Raw genomic sequence first — 20,545 nt, forward strand, 5'->3', positions numbered from 1 at the left:
ACCCGTGCCCAGAAGCATAGACCTCCGTGACCCGGGTCACCAGTGACCGTGCCGAGTCGTTATCGGGCGTGAGGGTGCGCACAGTCGGCCCCGGGAGCGGGCGCGCGGACGGATCCGGCCGGTAGCGTCGGGGCCATGCGCTCACTCGTGGTCGGTTGGTCCAGCGTCCTGCACGGCGAGGCGACGGCCGGCGACGTCCTCGCCATGGAGGCCGTCGCCGACGCCCTCGGCACGGCGGGAGTTCCGCACGACGTCGCCTGGAGCGCGGTCATGTGCCCGCCCGGCGGCCTGCGCCTCGAGCACGTCCGGCCGGAGTCCTACTCCCACCTGCTGTTCGTGTGCGGGCCCGCGACCGGTCGCTCGATCGCCGAGCTGCACGAGCGGTTCGCCCACTGCCGTCGGATCGCCGTCGGCGTCAGCGTCCTCGACCCCGAGGACCCGGTGACGGCCGGGTTCCACCGGGTGATCGCCCGCGACCGCCCCGGTGCCGACGCCCGCCGGGACCTCGCGGCCCGGGTCGAGCCCCGGCTCGCGCCCGTCCTGGGCGTCTACCTCACCTCCGGCCAGCACGAGTACGGGGCCCGGCGCCGGCACGAGGGCGTCCGGACCGGGCTGGAGCGGTGGCTGGGCGGGCTCGACGCCGCCCGGCTGCCGCTGGACACCCGGCTGGACCCGCGGGACTGGCGGCTGCCCGCCACCGCGGCGCAGGCGGGTGCGGTGATCGCCCGCCTCGACACGGTGGTGAGCATGCGCATGCACGGTCTCGTCCTGGCGCTGCGGGCGGGGGTGCCCGTGCTCGCCGTCGACCCCGTGGCGGGCGGCGGGAAGGTCACCGCGCAGGCGCGCGCCTGGGACTGGCCGGCCGTGGTGGGCGCGGACGGGCTCACCCCGGACCGGCTCGACGAGCTGCTGCGCTGGTGCCTGTCGCCGGCGGGGCGCGCGGCGGCCGAGGAGCGGGCGGCGATGGCCCCGAGCGGCTTCGAGCAGCTCGACGAGCTCCTCGGGGAGCTGCTCGCGGACCTGTCCCGCGAGCCGGGCCGGGACCCCGACGGCGAGTTCGACCGGGAGCTCGGCGCGGAGCTGGCCCAGGCGGCGGAGACCGGGCGGTACGGCGCCTGACACGGCCCTAGATCAGTCGCCTGATCATTTTGTGCCATACTCCGATCCATGAACTACCTGGGCATCAACGCGATCTTTCACGACCCCGCGGCGGCTCTCGTCGTGGACGGCCGAGTGGTGGCGGCGGCGGAGGAGGAGCGCTTCTCCCGCCGCAAGCACGGCAAGCGTCCCGTCCCGTTCTCGGCGTGGGAGCTGCCCGAGCAGGCGATGCGCTGGTGCCTCGCCGAGGCCGGTTTGACGGCCGCGGACCTGGACGCCGTCGGCTACTCCTTCGACCCGGCGACTGCCGTCGAGATGCCGGACGACCCGTACGACCCGGTGCGCGTGGACTACGCCCGGCGCGCACCCGGGTTCCTCGCCGAGGCCCTGCCCGGCCTGGACCGCGACAAGGTCCGCTTCGTGGAGCACCACGTGGCCCACGCCGCCTCCGCCGGTCTCGCGGCCCCCACCCGCACGAGCAGCGTCCTGGTGGTCGACGGCCGCGGCGAGGCGCACTCCCACCTGGCCGGACGCTACCGGGACGGCGAGCTGGAGATCCTGCACCGCCAGGCGCTGCCGGAGTCCCTCGGCCTGCTCTACGAGTCCCTTACCGACCACCTCGGCTTCCTGCGCTCCAGCGACGAGTTCAAGGTCATGGCCCTGGCCTCCTACGGCGAGCCCCGGTTCCTGCCCGAGCTGCGCGAGATCGTCCGCGCCACGGGCGACGGCGGCTTCCGCGCCCAGGCGCCCGACTGGAGCCGCTTCGCGCCCCGCCGGATCGACGACGGCACCTGGGGCGGCGACCACGCCGACCTCGCGGCCTCGGTCCAGGCCGTGGTCGAGGAGGTCCTGGTGGAGCTCGCCACCTGGCTGCACGGGCAGACCGGGGACCGCGTGCTCACCATGGCCGGCGGCACGGCCCTCAACTGCGTGGCCAACTCCCGGATCTGGCGCGAGACGCCCTTCGAGGAGGTCTGGGTCCAGCCCGCCTCCGGGGACTCCGGGACCGCGCTCGGCGCCGCCCTGCACCTGGCCCAGGAGGCCGGGGACCTCGGCGCGCCCCAGCCCACCGCGGCCCTCGGGCGCAGCTGGTCCGCCGAGGAGCTCGCGCAGTGGCTGCGCACGGCGAAGGTGCCCTTCACCACCCCGGACGACCTCGCCGGCGAGGTCGCCGACATCCTCGCCGACAACGGTGTGATCGCCTGGTTCGACGGCCGCAGCGAGTTCGGGCCCCGCGCGCTGGGCCGCCGCTCCCTGCTGGCGAACCCGATGCACCCCGACAACCTCGAGCGGCTCAACGATGTCAAGGGCCGGGAGCAGTTCCGGCCGGTGGCGCCCATGGTCCTCGAGGAGCGCGCCGCGGAGATCTTCGCCGGCGGCCCGATGCCCAGCCCCTTCATGCTCTTCGTCCACGACGTGGCCCCCGAGTGGCGCGAGCGGATCCCCACCGTCACCCACGTGGACGGCACCGCCCGGATCCAGACGGTCACCGACGAGGACAACGCCGGGATCGCGGCGCTGCTGCGGGCCTTCGACGAGCGCACGGGCGTGCCCGTCGTCGTCAACACCTCGCTCAACACCGCCGGCCGGCCCATGGTCGACGACCCGCGCGACGCCCTCGAGCTGTTCGGCTCCGCCCCGGTGGCGGCGCTCGTGCTCGGTCCGCACCTGGTCCGTCGTGCCTCCTTCTTCCAGGAGGTCAAGTGACGGCCGCGCCCACGACCTATGCCGTGGTCGTCCCCTCGGTGGGGCGGCCGACCCTCCAGTGGCTGCTCGACACGCTCGCCGCCCAGGACGTCGACGCGGAGCACCCCGGCCCGCTCGAGGTCGTCGTGGTCGACGACCGGCGCGGGGACGTGGAACCGCTGCGGCTCGGCGTGCCCGACACCGTGGCCTGGAGCGTGCGCACCGTCCGCGGCTACGGGCGCGGTCCGGCCGCCGCCCGCAACCGGGGCTGGCGGGCCGCCCGCCGCTCCGGGGCGCAGTGGATCGCGTTCCTCGACGACGACGTGGAGCTGCCGGCCGGCTGGGCCCGGCGCCTGGCCGAGGACCTCGCCGCGTGCGGGCCCGGCACCGGAGCGACCCAGGGACGCATCGACGTCCCCCTCCCCGCCTCCCGCCGGCCCACCGACTGGGAGCGCAACACCGCGTCCCTCGAGGACGCCGACTGGGCGACCGCGGACATGGCCTACCGCACGGCCGCCCTCGAGGCCGTCTCCGGCTTCGACGAGCGCTTCCCCCGGGCCTACCGCGAGGACGCGGACCTGGCGCTGCGCGTGCGCCGGGCCGGATGGCAGCTGGTGCGCGGGCAGCGCCGGATCACGCACCCCGTGCGCCCGGCCGACGACCTCGTGAGCCTGCGCGTGCAGGCCGGCAACGCCGACGACGCCCTGATGCGCCGGCTGCACGGGCCCGACTGGCGCCGGGCGGCCGAGGCCCCGCCCGGCGGCTTCCGCCGGCACGCCGCGACGGTCGCCGCCCTGGGCTGCGCGGGGGCGGGCGCCGCGGCGGCGCTCACCGCCACTGCCCTGGGCCACCGGCCCGCCCGGAGCGCCGCGCTGGCCGTGGCCGGCGCCGGCGCCGCGGCGTGGGGCGGGCTGACCGGACGGTTCGTGCTGCTGCGCACGCTCCCGGGACCCCGGCCGGGCGACCCCGAGTTCCTGCCCGAGCTCAGCCGCATGGCCCGCACGAGCGTCACGATCCCCGTCGCCGCGGTGCGGCACAAGGTCCGCGGCTGGTGGCGGCACCGCCGGACCGGACCGTGGCCCGTGCCCGTGCGGGCGGTGCTCTTCGACCGGGACGGCACCCTGGTGCACGACGTGCCCTACAACGGCGACCCCGACGCGGTCGAACTCGTCCCCGGGGCCCGGGAGGCGGTCGACGCCGTGCGCGCGGCCGGCATGCGGGTCGGCGTGGTGTCCAACCAGTCCGGCATCGGCCGCGGCCTGCTGACCCGCGAGCAGGTGGACGCCGTCAACGCCCGGGTGAGCGAGCTGCTCGGCCCCTTCGACGCCTGGCAGCTGTGCCCGCACGCCCCGGAGCAAGACTGCGCGTGCCGCAAGCCCCGGCCCGGCATGGTGCTCGCGGCCGCCGCCGCGCTGGGCGTGGACCCCTCCGAGTGCGTGCTGATCGGCGACATCGGCGCCGACGTGGAGGCCGCCCAGGCCGCCGGCGCGCGCAGCGTCCTGGTCCCCACGGCGGTCACCCGCGAGGAGGAGGTGGCCGCCGCCCCGGCCGTGGCCGCGACGCTGCGCGAGGCCGTCGCCGCCGTGCTGGCGCCCGCCGCGGAGGGGACGGCCGCCCGGCCCGGCGTCCGCCGCGCACCCGTCGCGGCCGGGGCCCGGAGCTGAGCATGGGCCGCACCCTCGCCGTCCGCCTCGACTCGGACGGGGACGTCCTGCTGACCGGGCCCGCCGTGCGCGCCCTCGCCCGGCTCGGGAGCCCGGTGGACCTGCTGGCCTCGCCGGCCGGCGCCGCCGCCGCCGGGCTGCTGCCGGACGTGGCCGAGGTCCTGGAGTATTCGGCGCCGTGGTCCGGTTTCCGGCCCCCGCCCGTGGACCCGGCGGCCACCACGGCCCTGGTGGCGGATCTCGCCGCCCGCGGCTACGACCTCGCCGTGGTCTTCACGTCCTACCACCAGAGCCCCCTGCCCATGGCGCTGCTGGCCCGGCTGGCCGGGATCGACCGGGTGGTGGCCACCAGCGAGGACTACCCGGGATCGCTGCTCGACGTCCGGCACCGCCGCGCGGACCCGCCCGGCGGCGGTCACGAGGTCGAGGCGGCCCTGGAGCTCGCCGTCGCGGCCGGGGCCCCCGAGCCGGCCCCCGCCGACCGGCGCCTGGCCGTGCGGCGACCGCTGCCGGGACTGCCGGCCGAGCTGTCCGCGCTGCCCGGCGGGTTCGTGGTGCTGCACCCCGGCGCCTCGGTCCCCTCCCGCGGGCTCACCCCCGAGCACGCCGGGGCCCTCGCCGCGGAGCTCGCCGCGGCCGGGCGCACCGTGGTCCTCACCGGCGGGCCGGGGGAGCGCGAGCTCACCGCGGCGGCCCGCGCGGCCGCCCGGGCCGCCGCCCCGCGCGGCGCGGCCCCGCACGGGGCCGTGCTGGACCTCGCCGGCCGGACCGATCTGCCGGGCCTGGCCGCCGTCCTGGACGCCGCCGCCTGCGTGGTGGTCGGCAACACCGGTCCCGCCCATCTCGCCGCCGCCGTGGGCACCCCGGTGGTCTCCCTCTTCTCGCCGGTGGTGCCGGCCGAGCGGTGGGCGCCCTGGGGGGTGCCCGTGGTGCTGCTCGGTGACCAGGGTGCGGCCTGCCGCGGCTCCCGGGCCCGCGACTGCCCCGTCCCCGGTCACCCGTGCCTGTCCTCCGTGCCCCCGGCCGCCGTGCTCGCGGCCGTCGAGGAGCTCGCCGACGGCGCCCCGGGGGCGCCCGCCCCTGTTCCCGAACCGGAAGGAGGACCCGGGTGCGCATCCTGACCTGGCACGTCCACGGATCGTGGACGACATCGTTCGTGCACGGTCCCCACACCTATCTGCTGCCGGTCGTCGCCGACCGGGGCCCCGACGGCCGCGGCCGCGCCGAGACCTGGGACTGGCCGACGGCCGCCGTGGAGCGCACGCCGGAGCAGCTGGCCGACGAGGAGTTCGACGTGGTCCTCCTCCAGCGCCCCCACGAGTTTGAGCTGCTCGAGCGGTGGACCGGGCGCCGGGCCGGGACCGACGTTCCGGCGGTCTACGTGGAGCACGACACCCCGCGCGGTCCGGCGGTGGCCACCCGCCACCCCCTCGCCGAGCGCTCCGACGTGCCGGTGGTCCACGTGACGCACTTCAACCGGTTGATGTGGGACAACGGGGACGCGCCCACCGAGGTCGTGGAGCACGGCGTGCTCGACCCCGGCCCGCTCTACACCGGGCGCCGCGAGAGCCTGGCCGCCGTGGTCAACGAGCCCGTCCGGCGCGGGCGGGTCGCGGGCACGGACCTGCTCACCGCGCTGGCCCGGGAGCTGCCCGTGGAGGTCTACGGCATGGGGATGGACCGCCTCGCGGAGCACGCGCCCCACATGGCCGGGCGGCTGCACGAGAACTATCCTCAGGAGCAGCTGCACGCGGCGCTCGGCGAGCACCGGGCCTACTACCACCCCTACCGGTGGACGAGCCTGGGGCTCGCGCTGCTGGAGGCCATGACCATCGGGATGCCGGTGCTGGGCCTGTCCGCCACCGAGGCGCCCCGGGCGGTGCCGCCGGGGGCGGGGCTGCTCTCCAACGACCCGGAGGCGCTGGCCGCGCAGGCCCGGCACTGGCTGAACGACCCCGACGCGGCGGCCGCCGCGGGCACCGCCGCCCGCGAGCACGCCCTGGAACACTACGGAGCGGACCGCTTCCTGGCGGAGTGGGACCGCGTCCTGGAGAAGGTGACAGCATGAGAATCGCAATGGTCTCCGAGCACGCCAGCCCGCTGGCCGCGCTCGGCGGGGTCGACGCCGGAGGGCAGAACGTCTACGTGGCCGCCCTCGCCGCGGGCCTGGGCCGGCTGGGCCACGACGTCGTCGTCTACACCCGCCGTGACGCCGCCGGCCTGCCGGACGAGGTCGAGCTCGCCCCCGGCGCGCGCGTGGTGCACGTCCCGGCCGGGCCGCCGAGCCTCCTGCCCAAGGACGACCTCGCCCCGTACATGGACGAGTTCGGGCGCTGGCTGGCCCGCGACTGGTCCCGCCGCGGTGTCCCCGATCTCGTGCACGCGCACTTCTGGATGTCCGGGATCGCGGCCCGCCGCGCCGCCGCGACCCTGCAGATCCCGGTGGTGCAGACGTTCCACGCCCTCGGCGCCGTCAAGCGCCGGCACCAGGGCGCGGCCGACACCAGCCCCACCGGCCGGCTCGCGTCCGAGAACGAGATCGTGGCGGCGGCCGACCTCGTGCTCGCCACCTGCCGCGACGAGCAGGCGGAGCTGCTGGCCCTCGGCGGGGACCCCTCGCGGATCGACGTGGTCCCGTGCGGCGTGGACCTCGACGCCTTCGTCCCCGCTGCGCCGCCCGCCGGCGGGCGGGCGCCCCGGATCGTGGCGCTCGGCCGGCTCGTCGAGCGCAAGGGCGTGGACGTCGTGGTCCGCGCCCTCGCCGAGCTGCCGGACGCGGAGCTCGTCGTGGCCGGCGGGCCCGACCGCGACGCGCTGGACCGGGACCCCGAGGCCCTCCGGCTGCGGGCGCTGGCCCGGGAGCTGGGTGTCGCCGAGCGCGTGCAGCTGCTCGGCCGCGTGGACCACGACGACGCCGCCGCACTGCTCGCCACCGCGGACGTCGTGGCGTGCACCCCCTGGTACGAGCCCTTCGGCATGGTGCCGCTCGAGGCCATGGCGTGCGCCCGCCCCGTGGTGGGCAGCGCCGTGGGCGGTCTGCTCGACAGCATCGAGGACGGCGTGACGGGCCTGCACGTCCCCCCGCGGGACGTCGCCGGCACCGCGGCCGCCCTGCGCACCCTGCTGGCGGACCCCGAGCTGGCGGCCCGCATGGGCCGCGCCGGCCGCGAGCGCGTGGAGCGCCTGTTCGGCTGGCGGCACGTGGCCCGGGAGACCGAGCGCTCCTACGCCCGCGTCGTCGCCCGGCACCGCCGGGAGCACCCGTCCCTGCTCGGGCAGACCGAGCGGTGGCTCGGCGCGCACCTGGACGAGCTGGCCGTCGCCGCGCGCGAGGCCGCCCAGCACGCCGACGTGGTCGACCGCTGGGGCGCCCGGCTGGCCGGGCTGCTGACCGACGGCGGGCGCGTGCTGGCCGTGGGCAACGGCGGCAGCGCCGCCGAGGCCCAGCACTTCACCGCGGAGCTCGTCGGCCGCTTCGTCGACGACCGGCGGCCGCTGTCGGCCGTGTGCCTGTCCGCGGAGACCTCGAGCCTGACCGCCATCGTCAACGACTACGGCGCGGAGGAGGTGTTCGCACGGCAGGTCCAGGCCCACGGGCGGGCGGGCGACGTGCTCGTCGTGCTCTCCACCAGCGGCCGCAGCCCCAACGTCCTGGCCGCCGCCGAGCGGGCGCGCGAGCACGGCCTGCACGTCTGGGCGCTGACCGGACCCGGCCCCAATCCGCTGACCGAGCGGGCCGACGAGTCCCTGACCGTGGCCGCGCCCAGCACCTCGGTGATCCAGGAGGTCCACCTCATGCTGCTGCACGCCGTCTGCGCGGCCGTCGACGCCCGGCTGGCGCCGGCCGCCGGGCCCGCGGAGCCCGCCGCGACCGGGACGCCGGCCAGGACGGCCGTCCGGGCGGGGGTCGCGTGAACGCCCCGCGCGTCGTGGTGGTCGGGGACGCCCTCCTGGACCGGGACGTCTCCGGCACCTCCACCCGCCTGAGCCCCGACGCCCCGGTGCCCGTCGTCGACGTCGGGGACGTGTTCGCCAGCCCCGGCGGGGCCGGCCTCGCCGCGCTGCTGTGCGCCGAGCCGCCGGCCGTCGGGGCCGTGCCGGCCGACGTCACGGTGACCCTGCTCGCGCCGGTCGCCGACGACGCCGCCGGACGGGAGCTGGCCGGCGCCCTGGGCGAGGTCGCCCTGGAGCGTCTGGGCCACGAGGGCGGCACCCGCACCAAGACCCGCATCCGCAGCTCGGGGCAGACCCTCGTGCGCGTGGACGAGGGCGGTCCCGGCACCCCGGTCGGGGTCGCCGCCGAGCACGTGGCCGCCGTCCTGGCCGGGGCGGACGCCGTCCTGGTCTCCGACTACGGGGGAGGCGTCACCCGCGACCCCGCCGTGCGGGCCGCCCTCGAGGAGCACGCCCGGACCGGCGTGGTGGTGTGGGACCCCCATCCGCGCGGCGGGTCACCGGTGCCCGGCTGCACGCTCGTCACCCCGAACGCCGCCGAGGCCGCGGCCGCTCTCGACGACGCCGCCCCCGGTTCCCCCCGGGACCTCGCGGGCGCGCTGCGCCGGCACTGGGCGGCGCGTGCCGTCGCCGTGACGGCCGGGGCAGACGGGGCGTACCTGGCCACGGCGGCGGGCACCGAGCTGGTGCCCGCGGCACCCGTGCAGAACACCGACCCCTGCGGGGCGGGGGACCGGTTCGCCTCCGCGGCCGCCCTCGCCCTGGCCGGCGGCACCCACGTGACGGCCGCCGTGGAGACCGCGGTGGAGGCCGCCGGCCAGTGGGTCGCCGCCGGCGGCGCGGCCACCTACCGCACCCGCCGCGCCGCCGGCGTGCACGCCCGCCCGGCGCTGCACCCCGGCGCGGACCGGCTGCCCCGCGAGGTGCAGGAGCTGCTCGGCGAGGTCCGCGGCCGCGGCGGGACCGTCGTGGCCACCGGCGGCTGCTTCGACGTCCTGCACGCCGGGCACATCGCCTCCCTGGACGCCGCGCGCCGGCTCGGCGACGCCCTGGTGGTGCTGCTGAACTCGGACGACTCCGTGCGCCGGCTCAAGGGCCCGGGCCGGCCCGTGGTCGGCGAGGCGGACCGCGCCCGCGTGCTGGGCGCCCTGCGCAGCGTGGACGCGGTGGTCGTGTTCGACGAGGACGACCCCCGCGCCGCCCTGAACCTGCTCCGCCCCGACGTCTGGGTCAAGGGCGGGGACTACACCCCCGAGCAGCTGCCCGAGGCCGTCGACGTGCGCGGCTGGGGCGGCCGCGTCACCGTGCTGCCCTATCTCTCGGGACGCTCCACCACGGCCATCCTGCAGAAGGCCGGCCGTGAGCGCTGAGCCCCTCACCGGCACCGGAGCCGGCACCTCGACCGGCACGGCTGACGGCGCGTCCGCCGGTCCGGACCGGTGGGTCGTGGACCCCGCCGGCATCGGCCCGGGGGACGTGCTCGTGCTGCGGGCCCTCGGCCTCGGGGACGCCCTGACGGCCGTGGCCCCGCTGCGGGGCGTGCGCCGGATGCTGCCGGGCCACCGCGTCCTGCTCGCCGCGCCCGCGGCCGTGGGCACCTGGCTGGCCGGGCTCGGCGCAGTCGACGGCGTGCTCCCGGTCCCCGGGCTCGTGCCCCTGCCGCCGACCCCCGGCGGGCACGTGGCCGTGAACCTGCACGGGCGCGGACCGCGCAGCCACGAGCTGCTCCTCGCGTCCCGCCCCGAGCGGCTCGTCGGCTTCGCCGCCCCGGAGGCCGGCCACGACGGCCCGGTGTGGCGGGCCGACGAGCACGAGGTGCGGCGCTGGTGCCGTCTGGTGACCGACGCCGGCGGTCCGTGCGGGCCCGAGGACCTGCGCCTGCGCGCGCACCGCCCCGCGCCCCGGGACGCCCCCGTCCTGATCCATCCCGGTGCGGCCTCCGGGGCCCGGCGGTGGCCCGCCGAGCGCTGGCGGGAGGTCGCCGCGGCCCTGGCCGCGGACGGGCACCGGGTCCTGGTGACCGGCTCCCCGGCCGAGGCCGGGCTCGCCGCCGCCGTGGTGGCCGGGGTCGGCGGCGCGGAGAACGTGTGCGGGACGCTGGACCTGGACGGTCTGACCCGCACCGTCGGGTCGGCCGCCGTGGTGCTCAGCGCCGACACCGGCGTGGCCCACGTGGCCACCGCCCAGGCCGTGCGCTCCGTGGTGCTCTTCGGCCCCACGCCCCCGGCCTGGTGGGGACCCGCCGTGGACCCCGACCTGCACACCGTGCTGTGGCACGGCGACCCGGCCGGCCGGTCGTGGGGCGACCCCCACGCCGACCGGCTCGACGAGCGGCTGGCCGCCGTCGAGCCGGACGAGGTCCTGGCCGCGGCCCGCGCGCAGCTGGCCGCCTCCCGCACCTGACCGGCCTGGTCCCCGTCCTGCCGAAACCCTGTACTCGAGATTCCTGTCGTTCGACCCCGAGGAGCACCGTGAACGCCACGCCGACCGCGACCCCCGCTGCGGGCGCCGCCCGTCCGATCCGCCGCGCCGTCGTGACCGGGGGGACCGGCTTCCTGGGCAGCCACCTCTGCACCGAGCTGCGCCGCCGGGAGGTGGAGGTGGTGTGCCTGGACAACTTCCTCACGGGCTCCGCGGCGAACATCGAGCACCTCGTGGGCGACCCCGGCTTCCGGCTCGTCCAGTGCGACGTCACCGACTACGTGCACGTGCCCGGGGACGTGGACCTGGTCCTGCACTTCGCGTCCCCGGCGTCCCCGATCGACTACCTCAAGCTGCCCATCCACACCCTGAAGGTCGGCTCGATCGGCACCCACCACGCCCTGGGCCTGGCCAAGGACAAGGGCGCGCGGTTCGTGCTCGCGTCCACCTCGGAGGTCTACGGCGACCCGCAGGTGCACCCGCAGCCCGAGAGCTACTGGGGCCACGTCAACCCGGTGGGCCCGCGGGGGGTCTACGACGAGGCCAAGCGCTTCGCCGAGGCCCTGACCGTCGCCTACCGCGCCGAGCACGGTGTGGACACCGCCATCGTGCGGATCTTCAACACCTTCGGCCCCCGGATGCGGCCCTTCGACGGCCGCGCGATCCCCACGTTCATCCGGCAGGCCCTGGCCGGGGAGCCCCTCACCGTGGCCGGGGACGGCGCCCAGACCCGCTCGGTCTGCTACGTCTCCGACCTGGTCCGCGGCATCCTGGCCCTGGCCGACAGCGGGCACAGCGGCCCCATGAACATCGGCAACCCGCACGAGCTGTCCGTGCTGCAGATCGCCCGCGACGTCATCGCCGCGACCGGCTCCGCCTCGGAGCTGGAGTTCGTCGAGCGCCCCGTGGACGACCCGATGGTGCGCCGCCCCGACACCACGCTCGCCACCGAGGTCCTCGGCTGGGCCCCGGAGGTCCCCTGGGCGGCGGGTCTGGAGCGCACGGTCGCGTGGTTCCGGGAGGGGGCCGGTCTCCCGCAGGCCGCCCAGCGCGCCCGCTGACCGGGGTCCGCCGGCCGATCCGGGCCGCGGCACCGGTTCGCGGGTCCGGGCCGTGCGGTGCCGCGGGCCCGGCGCACCGGCCGCTCAGCTGACGTAGCGGCGCGCGGCGCTGCCGCGCTGGGACTCCTCCAGCGCCAGGAAGCGGCGCTCGACGTGCTCGGGCAGGGGCCGCCGCTCGCGCAGCACCCAGGGGGCCCCGCGCAGGGCGTCGAGCAGCGCCAGGGCCGTGACCCGGTCCCGCGGGGCGGCGCCCACCACGTCCCGGGTCCGGCGCAGGGCCGCGCGCAGCGGGCGGCGCAGCCAGATGAACCAGAGCGTGTTGCGCAGGCCGTGGCGGCGCCGCAGGTGCGGGTCGCGGACGGTGGAGGCCTGGTGGTGGACCACGACGTCGGGCAGGTGCACGAGCTCCCAGCCCGCGGTCGCGAGGTCCGCCGCCAGCAGCTCCTCCTCGCCGCCGAGCCACAGCCGCTCGCTGAACCCGCCCACCTCGCGGAACGCCGTCCGGCGCACCACGGACGCCCCGGCCAGGAAGCTGCCGAGGGCCGGGCCGGGCATCCAGCCGGGGCCCTCGACCGGCGAGTGCAGCAGCTCCGCGTTGATCGGGTCCTCCCGCGATCCGGGTTCCACGAGGATCCTGCCGGTGACCACGCCCAGCCGCGGATGGGCCTCGAGCACGTCGGCCGCCCGGCGCAGGGAGCCGGCCTCCCACCAGGTGTCGTCGTCGCAGAAGGCCACGAACGGCGTGCTCACGCGCTCCAGGGCCACGTTGCGGCCCACGGCGCCCAGGTTGACGGGACTCGCGACGAGCTCCGCCCAGGGGTGCCGCTCGCGGATCGCGTCCGCGGTGCCGTCCTCCGAGCCGTTGTCGACGACCACCACTCGGGGCCGTTCCGGGAGCTCCCGCAGGCGGGTCAGGGCCAGCAGGGCCTCGTCCCGGCGGTTGTAGGTGATCATCACGACCGCCACGCGCTCGTCGGGGCCGGTCGTGGGGTCGGGGGCGGGGTCGGTCACAGGCTCTCCTCCGGGGCGGCGGGGTCGGTGGGGTCGGGGCCGTGCAGCAGCGCGAGCGCGGCCTCCGTGGTCGGGGACACCCGGTGCCGTTCTCGCAGCGCGGCCGGGACGCGGGGGAGCGCGCCGAGCAGGCCGCGGCGTCCCGGGCGGCCGCCGCGCAGCGTCGCCCCCAGCTCGCGCGCCACGGCCCGCAGGGGCCGGCGCATCAGCGCGGTGAGCAGGCGGCTGCGGACGAGACCGGTCTGCCGGCGCTCGTCCGAGCCCCGGTGCGGCGACGGGTGGTGGTGGGCGCGGATCTCCGGCACGTAGGACAGCCGCCACCCGGCGTCGAAGAGGTCGAGAGCGAGGCGCTCCTCCTCGCCGGGGAAGCGCACGACGTCGTCGAAGCCCCCCGCCGCCAGGAACGCCGAGCGGCGCACGATGGCCCCGCAGCCCACGAAGCCGAGCAGCGCCGGACCGGGGGAGCCGGTCGGGATGCCCAGCGCAGAGGCGGCCAGCACCGCGTTGAGCGGGTCCGGGCGCTCCTCGGGGCCCACGGCGATGGACCCGGCGATCAGTCCCAGCCGGGGGTGGGCGTCGAAGACGGCCGCGGCGCGGGCCAGCGCCCCGGGGGCCCACCACGAGTCGTCGTCGGCGAAGGCCACGTAGGGGGTGCGGGCGAGCCGGACGCCGACCGTCCGGGCCACGGCTCCGACGTTGCGGGGCAGCTCCACCACCAGCACGTGGGGGTGGGCGGCGCGCACCGCGTCGGCGGAGCCGTCCGTGGAGGCGTTGTCCACGACGACGACGGGCCCCTCGTGGCGGCCCAGGTGCGCCACGAGCTCCTCCCGGCGGTTGCGGGTGGCCACGACCACCGTGACGCGGTGCTGGGGATCCGGGGCGCCCATCGTGTCCTTCCGTCGGGTCCGTCCGTGTCGTGGTGCCGGACGCGGCCGTGTGCCCGCCACCGGCGGACACGCCTCCCCATCGTAGGGCCCGGTCCTGCCCGTGCCCTGGACGTGGCCCGTGACACAATCGGGGAAACGGCCCGACGTCGGGTTACCGCCGCGAAATACGCCCCGTCCATACTGCCGGTACTGCCCGTCCCGACCCCGAAAGGCATGTGATCGCCCGACATGTCCGACCTGTTCGAGAACTACGCCGCCGACATGGCCGTGGCCGCGGCCTACGACGAGATGTACACCGCGGACCGGCAGGTCCGTCCCGGCTACGACCGGATCGGCGGGGTCCTCGACGACCTGTCGCTCAGCGACGTCAACACCCGCGCGGACTCGATGGCCAGGTCCTTCCTGGACCGTGGCGTGACCTTCGACTTCGCGGGGGAGGAGCGCCCCTTCCCGCTGGACATCGTGCCCCGCGTGATCACCGCCGACGAGTGGGACGTGATCGAGCGCGGCGTGAAGCAGCGGGTCCGGGCCCTGGAGTGCTTCCTCGACGACGTCTACGGCGAGCAGCGGGTCGTGGCCGACGGGGTCGTGCCGAAGGCGCTGATCACCTCCTCCGCCCACTTCCACCGGTCCGTGTGGGGCTTCCGGCCCGCGGGCGGCGTGCGGATCCACGTGGCGGGCATCGACGTGGTGCGGGACCAGCAGGGCGTGTTCCGGGTCCTGGAGGACAACGTGCGCGTGCCCTCCGGGGTGTCCTACGTCATCGAGAACCGGCGGGCCATGACCAAGGGCCTGCCGGAGGCCTTCATGTCCCAGCCCATCCGGGCCGTGGAGGCCTATCCCCGGCACCTCTACAAGGCCCTGCGGGCCACGGCCCCGGAGGCCGCCGAGGACCCCACCGTGGTGGTCCTGACCCCGGGCGTGTTCAACTCCGCCTACTTCGAGCACACCCTGCTGGCCGGGCTCATGGGGGTGGAGCTCGTGGAGGGCCGCGACCTCGTGGTCCGCGGCGACAAGGTGTACATGCGGACCACCGACGGCGAGCAGCGCGTGGACGTGATCTACAAGCGGATCGACGACGAGTTCCTCGACCCCCTGCACTTCCGCTCCGACTCCGTACTGGGCTGCTCCGGGCTGGTCAACGCCGCGCGGGCCGGGAACGTGACCATCGCCAACGCCATCGGCAACGGCGTGGCCGACGACAAGCTCACCTACTCCTACGTCCCCGACCTGATCCGGTACTACCTCGACGAGGAGCCGGTGCTGCCCAACGTGGACACGTACCGGCTGGAGGAGGACGAGGCCCGCGCCTGGGTCCTGGAGCACCTGGACGAGCTGGTGGTCAAGCCCGTGGACGGCTCCGGCGGCAAGGGCCTGGTCATCGGCCCCCAGGCCACCGCGGCCGAGCTCGAGGAGCTGCGCGCCAAGGTGCTGGCGGACCCGCGCGGATGGATCGCCCAGCCGGTGCTGCAGCTGTCCACCGTGCCGACGTTCGCGGACGGGGAGTTCAGCCCCCGGCACGTGGACCTGCGGCCCTTCGCGGTCAACAGCGGCGACGAGGTGTACGTGCTGCCCGGCGGGCTGACCCGGGTGGCCATGCAGAAGGGCTCGCTCATCGTGAACTCCTCGCAGGGCGGCGGTTCGAAGGACACGTGGGTGCTCGGTCAGCCGCAGACCCAGGACCTCGACCCCGGTCAGGCCCCGCCCCCGGACGTCGACTCCTCGGTGCACACGTGGCCGGTCTCCGCGTCCTGGCAGGACGAGGCCGACAGCGGCCAGCAGCAGCAGCAGCAGCAGTCCGCGGGCGGTCCGGCCGCCGGGCCCGCCGCTCCGAGCACCACCCCGACCACGACTCCGTCCGCCACCGCGGACACCACCGCGACGACCCGCACCGGGAAGGGGCCCACGTGCTGAGCCGCATCGCCGAGTCACTGTTCTGGATCGGCCGCTACGTCGAGCGTGCCGACGGCGTGGCCCGGATCCTCGACGTCCACCTGGAGCGCATCACCCAGCTGCCCGTCGGCGAGCAGGAGGCCGAGGTGCGCCGCATCATGGCGGTGATGGGCGTGGAGCCCGGGGACGGCGACTACAGCGTCCGGTCGATGATCCACGAGCTCGCGTGGAACAGGGACTGCCTGACCTCCATCTCGGGCTCCCTGCACGCGGCCCGCGAGAACGCCCGCCGCGCCCGGGAGACCGTGTCCTCGGCGATGTGGGAGTCGCTCAACTCCACCTACTACGGTCTCGGCCAGCACCGCCGCGACGTCGTCGGCACCTTCCGGGTCTGCCACTGGACCATCGAGCGGATGGCCACCGTGCGCGGGCAGACCCAGATGACCATGTCCCACGACGAGTCCTGGATGTTCCTGTCCCTGGGCGCGGCGATCGAGCGGGCGGACATGACGTCCCGGCTGCTGTGGACCCGGTCGACGTCCACCTCCGGGATGTCGTGGGTGTCGATCCTGCACTGCGCCGGGGGGTACGAGGCGTTCCTGCGCACCCGCTACGGCACGTTCAGCGACGAGTCCGCGACCGAGTTCCTGCTCCTGGACCGGCTCTTCCCGCGCTCGATCCTGCACGCGCTCACCACGGCCGAGGAGATCCTCGTGGGCCTGGAGCCCGGTCTGCAGCGGGTCGGGTTCAAGGACGACGCCCGCCGCATCATCGGCGAGGCGCGCACGGCCCTGGAGTTCCACCACGCGGAGGACCTCATCGCGGTGCTGCCCGAGCACCTGAACAACGTCCAGGCCGCGTGCGCGAGGGCGTCGGAGGCCGTGAGCACCAAGTACTTCTCGCACGCCGTCGAGGCGTCCTGGTTCGGAGGCATGCTGTGACCCGGCTCAAGATCGACCACGTGACCCGCTACGACTACAACGACAACGTCTCCAAGTCCTACAACGAGGCCCGCATGACGCCCCTGTCCGACGACGAGCAGATCGTGCTCGAGGCGGAGCTGACGCTGAGCCCGGGGACCGCCACGGTCAGCAACTACCGGGACTACTGGGGCACCCGGGTCGCGGCCTTCGACATCCAGGGCCGGCACCGCCACCTCGAGGTCCGCTCCTCGGCCACCGTGGAGGTGCACCGGCGCCCCGGCGACGAGGTCGCCGACGGGCTGAGCTGGGACGAGCTGGCCACCCCGGAGGTCCTCGACGCGGTCTCCGACTTCGTGCCCCAGACCCCGCTCACCCGGCTCGGCCCGGAACTGGAGAAGGTCGCGGAGGCGATCCGCAAGGAGGCGGCCGACCCGGCCGCGGCGGCCGCGGCGATCTTCCGCGGCATCGCCTCGCACATGCAGTACGTGCCGGGGGTCACCGGCGTCCACACGGACGCGGAGGCCGCCTGGCGGGAGGCCAAGGGCGTGTGCCAGGACCTCGCGCACGTGGCCATCGGCATGATGCGGCACATCGGGATCCCCGCCCGCTACGTCTCCGGCTACCTGCACCCGGACTACGAGGCGGGCGTCGGCGCGACCGTGCCGGGGGAGTCCCACGCGTGGGTGGAGTGGTGGAACGACCGCTGGTACGCCTACGACCCCACGAACCACACCCGGCTCACCGACTTCCACGTCACCGTGGCCCGGGGCCGGGACTACACCGACGTCACCCCCCTGAAGGGCATGGTCACCGGCGGCGGCGGCACCTCGGGGCTGCAGGTCCAGGTCGAGGTCACGCAGACCGCATGACGACGGCGGGGCCGTCCACCGTTGCGGGTGGGCGGCCCCGCCGTGAGGGGGCAGGCCTAGCGCTCGAACCGGTAGTTCTTCGGGGCGACCGTCAGCCCGGACGGCGTCACCGTCAGGCCACGGGCCCGGTCCTGCTCCGCGTCCACGCCGACCCTCATGCCCGGGGGCACCACCACGTTCTTGTCGAGGATGCACCGGTCGACCACGGCCCCCTCGCCGATCTGGACGTTGGGCATCAGCACCGACTGGTTGACGGTGGCGTCGTTGTGGACCAGCACCTTCGGGGAGAGGACCGACTCGGTCACGCGTCCGCCGGTGACCAGGACGCCGCGCGAGAGGATCGAGTCCGTCGCGATGCCGCCCTCCCCGTGCGGACCGCGCACGAGCTTCGCCGGCGGGGCCTGCATCTCGTTGGTGTAGAGCGGCCAGGCGTAGTTGTACAGGTTGAAGACGGGCAGCGGACGGATCAGGTCCATGTGCGAGTCGTAGTACGAGTCCAGCGTGCCGACGTCGCGCCAGTACTGCCGGTCCCGTTCCGTGGAGCCCGGGACGTCGTTGTTCGTGAAGTCGTAGACGGCGGCCTCGCCGCGGTCCGCGAACCACGGCATGATGTCCCCGCCCATGTCGTGGCTGGTGTCCTCCTTCGCCTCGTCGGCGCGCAGGGCCTCGACGAGCGCGTCGGTGTCGAAGACGTAGTTGCCCATCGAGGCGAAGAACGCGTTCGGGTCGTCGGGCAGGGGTGCCGTGCTCTGCGGCTTCTCCACGAAGCGGGTGATCCTCGTGACGTCGTCGGGGTCCGTCTCGATGACGCCGAAGGACGTCACCATCTCCATCGGCTGGCGCACGCCCGCCACGGTGGCGCGGGCCCCCGACTCGATGTGGAAGTCCACCATCGCCGAGAAGTCCATCCGGTACACGTGGTCCGCGCCGACCACCACGACGATGTCCGGCTTCTCGTCCTCGATGAGGTTCATCGACTGGAAGATCGCGTTGGCGGAGCCCAGGAACCACTCCTTGCCGCGCCGCTGCTGCGCCGGGACGGTGACCACGTAGTTGCCCAGCTGGGCGGACAGCCGCCAGGTCTGGGTGACGTGCTGGTCCAGGGAGTGAGACTTGTACTGCGTGAGCACCACGACCTGCAGGTAGCCGGAGTTCACGATGTTGGACAGCGCGAAGTCGATGAGCCGGTACCCGCCCGCGAAGGGCACCGCGGGCTTGGCTCGGTCCTCGGTGAGAGGCATCAGGCGCTTGCCCTCGCCTCCGGCCAGGACGATCGCGAGTACCTTCTTACGGTGGGGCATGGGAACCTCTCTGACTTCTTCGGCAATCGGGCGCAACGTCTCCGCCTCGCGGTGCGGAACCACTCGACAGGCGCCTTCATTGTGTCTTAACAGCCGCGAAGGGGAGTGACCGGCCGCACAGGAGTCCTGATGTGTCACCCGCGACGGCGTGCTCGGGCCGCGGCCGGGGATTTCCCGTGGCGGTGCGCCGTTCCTGCAGTACGCTCGGAACCGTGCGAGTAGATATCTTGTCCAAGGAGTTCCCGCCCGAGATCTACGGCGGCGCCGGAGTCCACGTGTCCGAGCTCTCGCGGGTCCTGGCCCCGCTCGTCGACCTGAGGGTGCGGTGCTTCGGTGCTCCGCGGGAGCCCCGGGTCAACGGCGTCGAGGTCCAGTCGTATCCCGTGCCCGCGGATCTGGCCGAGGCCAACGCCGCGATCCAGACGCTGGGGGTGGACCTCGCCATGATCGGCGACATCGCCGGCGCGGACCTGGTGCACTCCCACACCTGGTACGCCAACATGGGCGGGCACCTCGCCTCGCTGATGTACGGCATCCCCCACGTCCTCTCCGCGCACTCCCTCGAGCCCCTGCGCCCGTGGAAGGCCGAGCAGCTCGGTGGCGGGTACGCCGTGTCCTCGTTCGTGGAGAAGACCGCCTACGAGGCGGCCGCGGCCATCATCGCCGTCTCCGATGGCATGCGGCAGGACATCCTCCGCTCCTACCCGGACGTGGACCCCGACCGGGTCCGGACCGTCCACAACGGCATCGACGTCAGCCAGTGGGTCCGCGACGAGGGCACCGACGTGCTCGAGTCCTACGGCATCGACCCGGGCAAGCCCTCCGTGGCGTTCGTGGGCCGCGTCACCCGGCAGAAGGGCGTGCCGTTCCTGCTGCGCGCGGCGGCGCGGCTGCCCGACGACGTCCAGCTCGTGCTGTGCGCCGGCGCCGCCGACACCCCGGAGCTCGGTGCGGAGGTCAACGCGCTCATCGACGAGCTGAAGGCCACCCGGTCCGGGGTGGTGCTCATCGAGAAGATGCTGCCGCGCCGCGAGATCGTCCAGATCCTCTCCGGCGCCACGGCCTTCGCCTGCCCGTCGGTGTACGAGCCGCTCGGCATCGTCAACCTCGAGGCGATGGCCTGCGGGACCGCCGTGGTGGCCTCCGCCACGGGCGGCATCCCCGAGGTCGTCGTCGACGGGGAGACGGGCCGGCTGGTCGCCATCGAGCAGGCCCAGGACGGCACCGGCACGCCGATCGATCCCGAGAAGTTCGTGGCCGACTTCGCCGCCGCCCTGACCGAGGTCGTCTCCGACCCCGTGCGCGCCCGGGAGATGGGCGCCGCCGGCCGGCGCCGTGCCGAGGAGCACTTCGCGTGGGAGTCCATCGCCGAGCGGACCCTGGAGGTCTACCGCTCCGTGCTGTGAGTCGTGGCGGTGCCGTCCGTGCCGTGGAAGTGGCGGCGGCCACCGTGGACCCGTGGGAGCACGGGGCGGCGGCGGCCGCCGCCGGCGCAGGTGAGGGGGGTCCCCGGCCACCTCGAGGACCGTCGGCGCCGGCGGGGCCGGGGGCACCCCAGCAGTGCGAACGCGGGCCTCGAGAGAGCATCGTCCCAGGTCAGCTGGAGAATCCTGGTGATGCTCGGGTTCTATTCAACCGCATGCGGACGCGTGGCGGAAGACGTGGGCACGGTGCTCCACCGCTTTGTCCCGGTGTTCCGCCCGCCTCCCGCCGGGTCCCGGGGCGGCGCCCCCCCAAGTGGTCGGCGGGCGCGGCTGTGGTTCCGTGTTTTGTGTTG

The 20,545-nt window shown here is 75.5% G+C and carries 16 protein-coding genes; 13 read left to right on the top strand and 3 right to left on the bottom strand.

Annotated features, from left to right (window positions below):
* Positions 1-135: 135 nt before the first annotated feature.
* The 9 genes from ACFU0Y_RS03250 (at position 136) to ACFU0Y_RS03290 (ending at position 11,884) form a co-directional block, all read left to right on the top strand.
* Positions 136-1,119, top strand: coding sequence for a polysaccharide pyruvyl transferase family protein (locus ACFU0Y_RS03250; RefSeq protein WP_380213009.1), 984 nt, complete (start codon positions 136-138; stop codon positions 1,117-1,119).
* A 48-nt stretch (positions 1,120-1,167) separates the two neighbouring features.
* Entirely contained in the window at positions 1,168-2,805 is a 1,638-nt protein-coding gene (locus ACFU0Y_RS03255) for a carbamoyltransferase (RefSeq protein WP_380213010.1), read from the top strand.
* Positions 2,802-4,448 (top strand): HAD-IIIA family hydrolase, encoded by a 1,647-nt coding sequence (locus ACFU0Y_RS03260; protein ID WP_380213011.1) that lies wholly within the window; start codon positions 2,802-2,804, stop codon positions 4,446-4,448. The genes ACFU0Y_RS03255 and ACFU0Y_RS03260 overlap by 4 nt, the downstream gene beginning before the upstream one ends.
* A gap of 2 nt (positions 4,449-4,450) precedes the next feature.
* Entirely contained in the window at positions 4,451-5,569 is a 1,119-nt protein-coding gene (locus tag ACFU0Y_RS03265) for a glycosyltransferase family 9 protein (RefSeq protein ID WP_380213012.1), read from the top strand.
* The gene (locus tag ACFU0Y_RS03270; RefSeq protein ID WP_380213013.1) at positions 5,557-6,516 is read left to right on the top strand and encodes a glycosyltransferase; all 960 of its coding nucleotides are present in this window, start codon (positions 5,557-5,559) and stop codon (positions 6,514-6,516) included. Before ACFU0Y_RS03265 ends, ACFU0Y_RS03270 begins: the two co-directional genes overlap by 13 nt.
* On the top strand, positions 6,513-8,363 hold the full coding sequence (locus ACFU0Y_RS03275) for a glycosyltransferase (protein WP_380213014.1): 1,851 nt from the start codon (positions 6,513-6,515) through the stop codon (positions 8,361-8,363). The genes ACFU0Y_RS03270 and ACFU0Y_RS03275 overlap by 4 nt, the downstream gene beginning before the upstream one ends.
* Complete coding sequence (locus tag ACFU0Y_RS03280; protein WP_380213015.1) at positions 8,360-9,772, top strand: PfkB family carbohydrate kinase; 1,413 nt, start codon at positions 8,360-8,362, stop codon at positions 9,770-9,772. Before ACFU0Y_RS03275 ends, ACFU0Y_RS03280 begins: the two co-directional genes overlap by 4 nt.
* Positions 9,762-10,805 (top strand): glycosyltransferase family 9 protein, encoded by a 1,044-nt coding sequence (locus ACFU0Y_RS03285; protein ID WP_380213016.1) that lies wholly within the window; start codon positions 9,762-9,764, stop codon positions 10,803-10,805. The genes ACFU0Y_RS03280 and ACFU0Y_RS03285 overlap by 11 nt, the downstream gene beginning before the upstream one ends.
* 68 nt (positions 10,806-10,873) lie before the next feature.
* Positions 10,874-11,884: a UDP-glucuronic acid decarboxylase family protein gene (locus ACFU0Y_RS03290; protein WP_380213017.1), complete on the top strand. Its 1,011-nt coding sequence runs from the start codon at positions 10,874-10,876 to the stop codon at positions 11,882-11,884.
* A gap of 84 nt (positions 11,885-11,968) precedes the next feature.
* Here ACFU0Y_RS03290 and ACFU0Y_RS03295 read toward each other — a convergent pair whose 3' ends face one another.
* Together ACFU0Y_RS03295 and ACFU0Y_RS03300 are read right to left on the bottom strand one after the other, a co-directional pair.
* Positions 11,969-12,895 carry a glycosyltransferase family 2 protein gene (locus ACFU0Y_RS03295; RefSeq protein WP_380213018.1) on the bottom strand — a complete coding sequence of 309 codons (927 nt, stop codon included), beginning with the start codon at positions 12,893-12,895 and terminating at the stop codon, positions 11,969-11,971.
* Positions 12,892-13,782, bottom strand: coding sequence for a glycosyltransferase family 2 protein (locus ACFU0Y_RS03300; protein ID WP_380213019.1), 891 nt, complete (start codon positions 13,780-13,782; stop codon positions 12,892-12,894). Before ACFU0Y_RS03300 ends, ACFU0Y_RS03295 begins: the two co-directional genes overlap by 4 nt.
* Before the next feature lie 228 nt (positions 13,783-14,010).
* On the opposite strand from ACFU0Y_RS03300, the gene ACFU0Y_RS03305 reads away from it, so the two are divergent.
* From ACFU0Y_RS03305 to ACFU0Y_RS03315, 3 genes are read left to right on the top strand one after another with little or no spacing between them, the layout of a single operon-like run.
* On the top strand, positions 14,011-15,696 hold the full coding sequence (locus tag ACFU0Y_RS03305) for a circularly permuted type 2 ATP-grasp protein (RefSeq protein WP_380213020.1): 1,686 nt from the start codon (positions 14,011-14,013) through the stop codon (positions 15,694-15,696).
* A complete protein-coding gene (locus tag ACFU0Y_RS03310) occupies positions 15,690-16,616 on the top strand; it encodes an alpha-E domain-containing protein (RefSeq protein ID WP_380213021.1) in 927 nt (308 codons plus the stop codon). The genes ACFU0Y_RS03305 and ACFU0Y_RS03310 overlap by 7 nt, the downstream gene beginning before the upstream one ends.
* Positions 16,613-17,467, top strand: a complete 855-nt coding sequence (locus ACFU0Y_RS03315; protein WP_380213022.1) for a transglutaminase N-terminal domain-containing protein — start codon at positions 16,613-16,615, stop codon at positions 17,465-17,467. Before ACFU0Y_RS03310 ends, ACFU0Y_RS03315 begins: the two co-directional genes overlap by 4 nt.
* A 56-nt stretch (positions 17,468-17,523) precedes the next feature.
* Here ACFU0Y_RS03315 and glgC read toward each other — a convergent pair whose 3' ends face one another.
* The gene (gene glgC / locus ACFU0Y_RS03320; protein ID WP_380213023.1) at positions 17,524-18,768 is read right to left on the bottom strand and encodes a glucose-1-phosphate adenylyltransferase; all 1,245 of its coding nucleotides are present in this window, start codon (positions 18,766-18,768) and stop codon (positions 17,524-17,526) included.
* A gap of 212 nt (positions 18,769-18,980) precedes the next feature.
* Here glgC and glgA point away from each other — a divergent pair, with 212 nt between their 5' ends.
* Positions 18,981-20,174, top strand: coding sequence for a glycogen synthase (gene glgA / locus ACFU0Y_RS03325; protein WP_380213024.1), 1,194 nt, complete (start codon positions 18,981-18,983; stop codon positions 20,172-20,174).
* The last annotated feature ends 371 nt before the right edge of the window (positions 20,175-20,545 follow it).

Origin of the sequence: Kocuria sp. NPDC057446, from assembly GCF_042802875.1 — a bacterium.
Classification (GTDB): Bacteria; Actinomycetota; Actinomycetes; order Actinomycetales; family Micrococcaceae; genus Kocuria.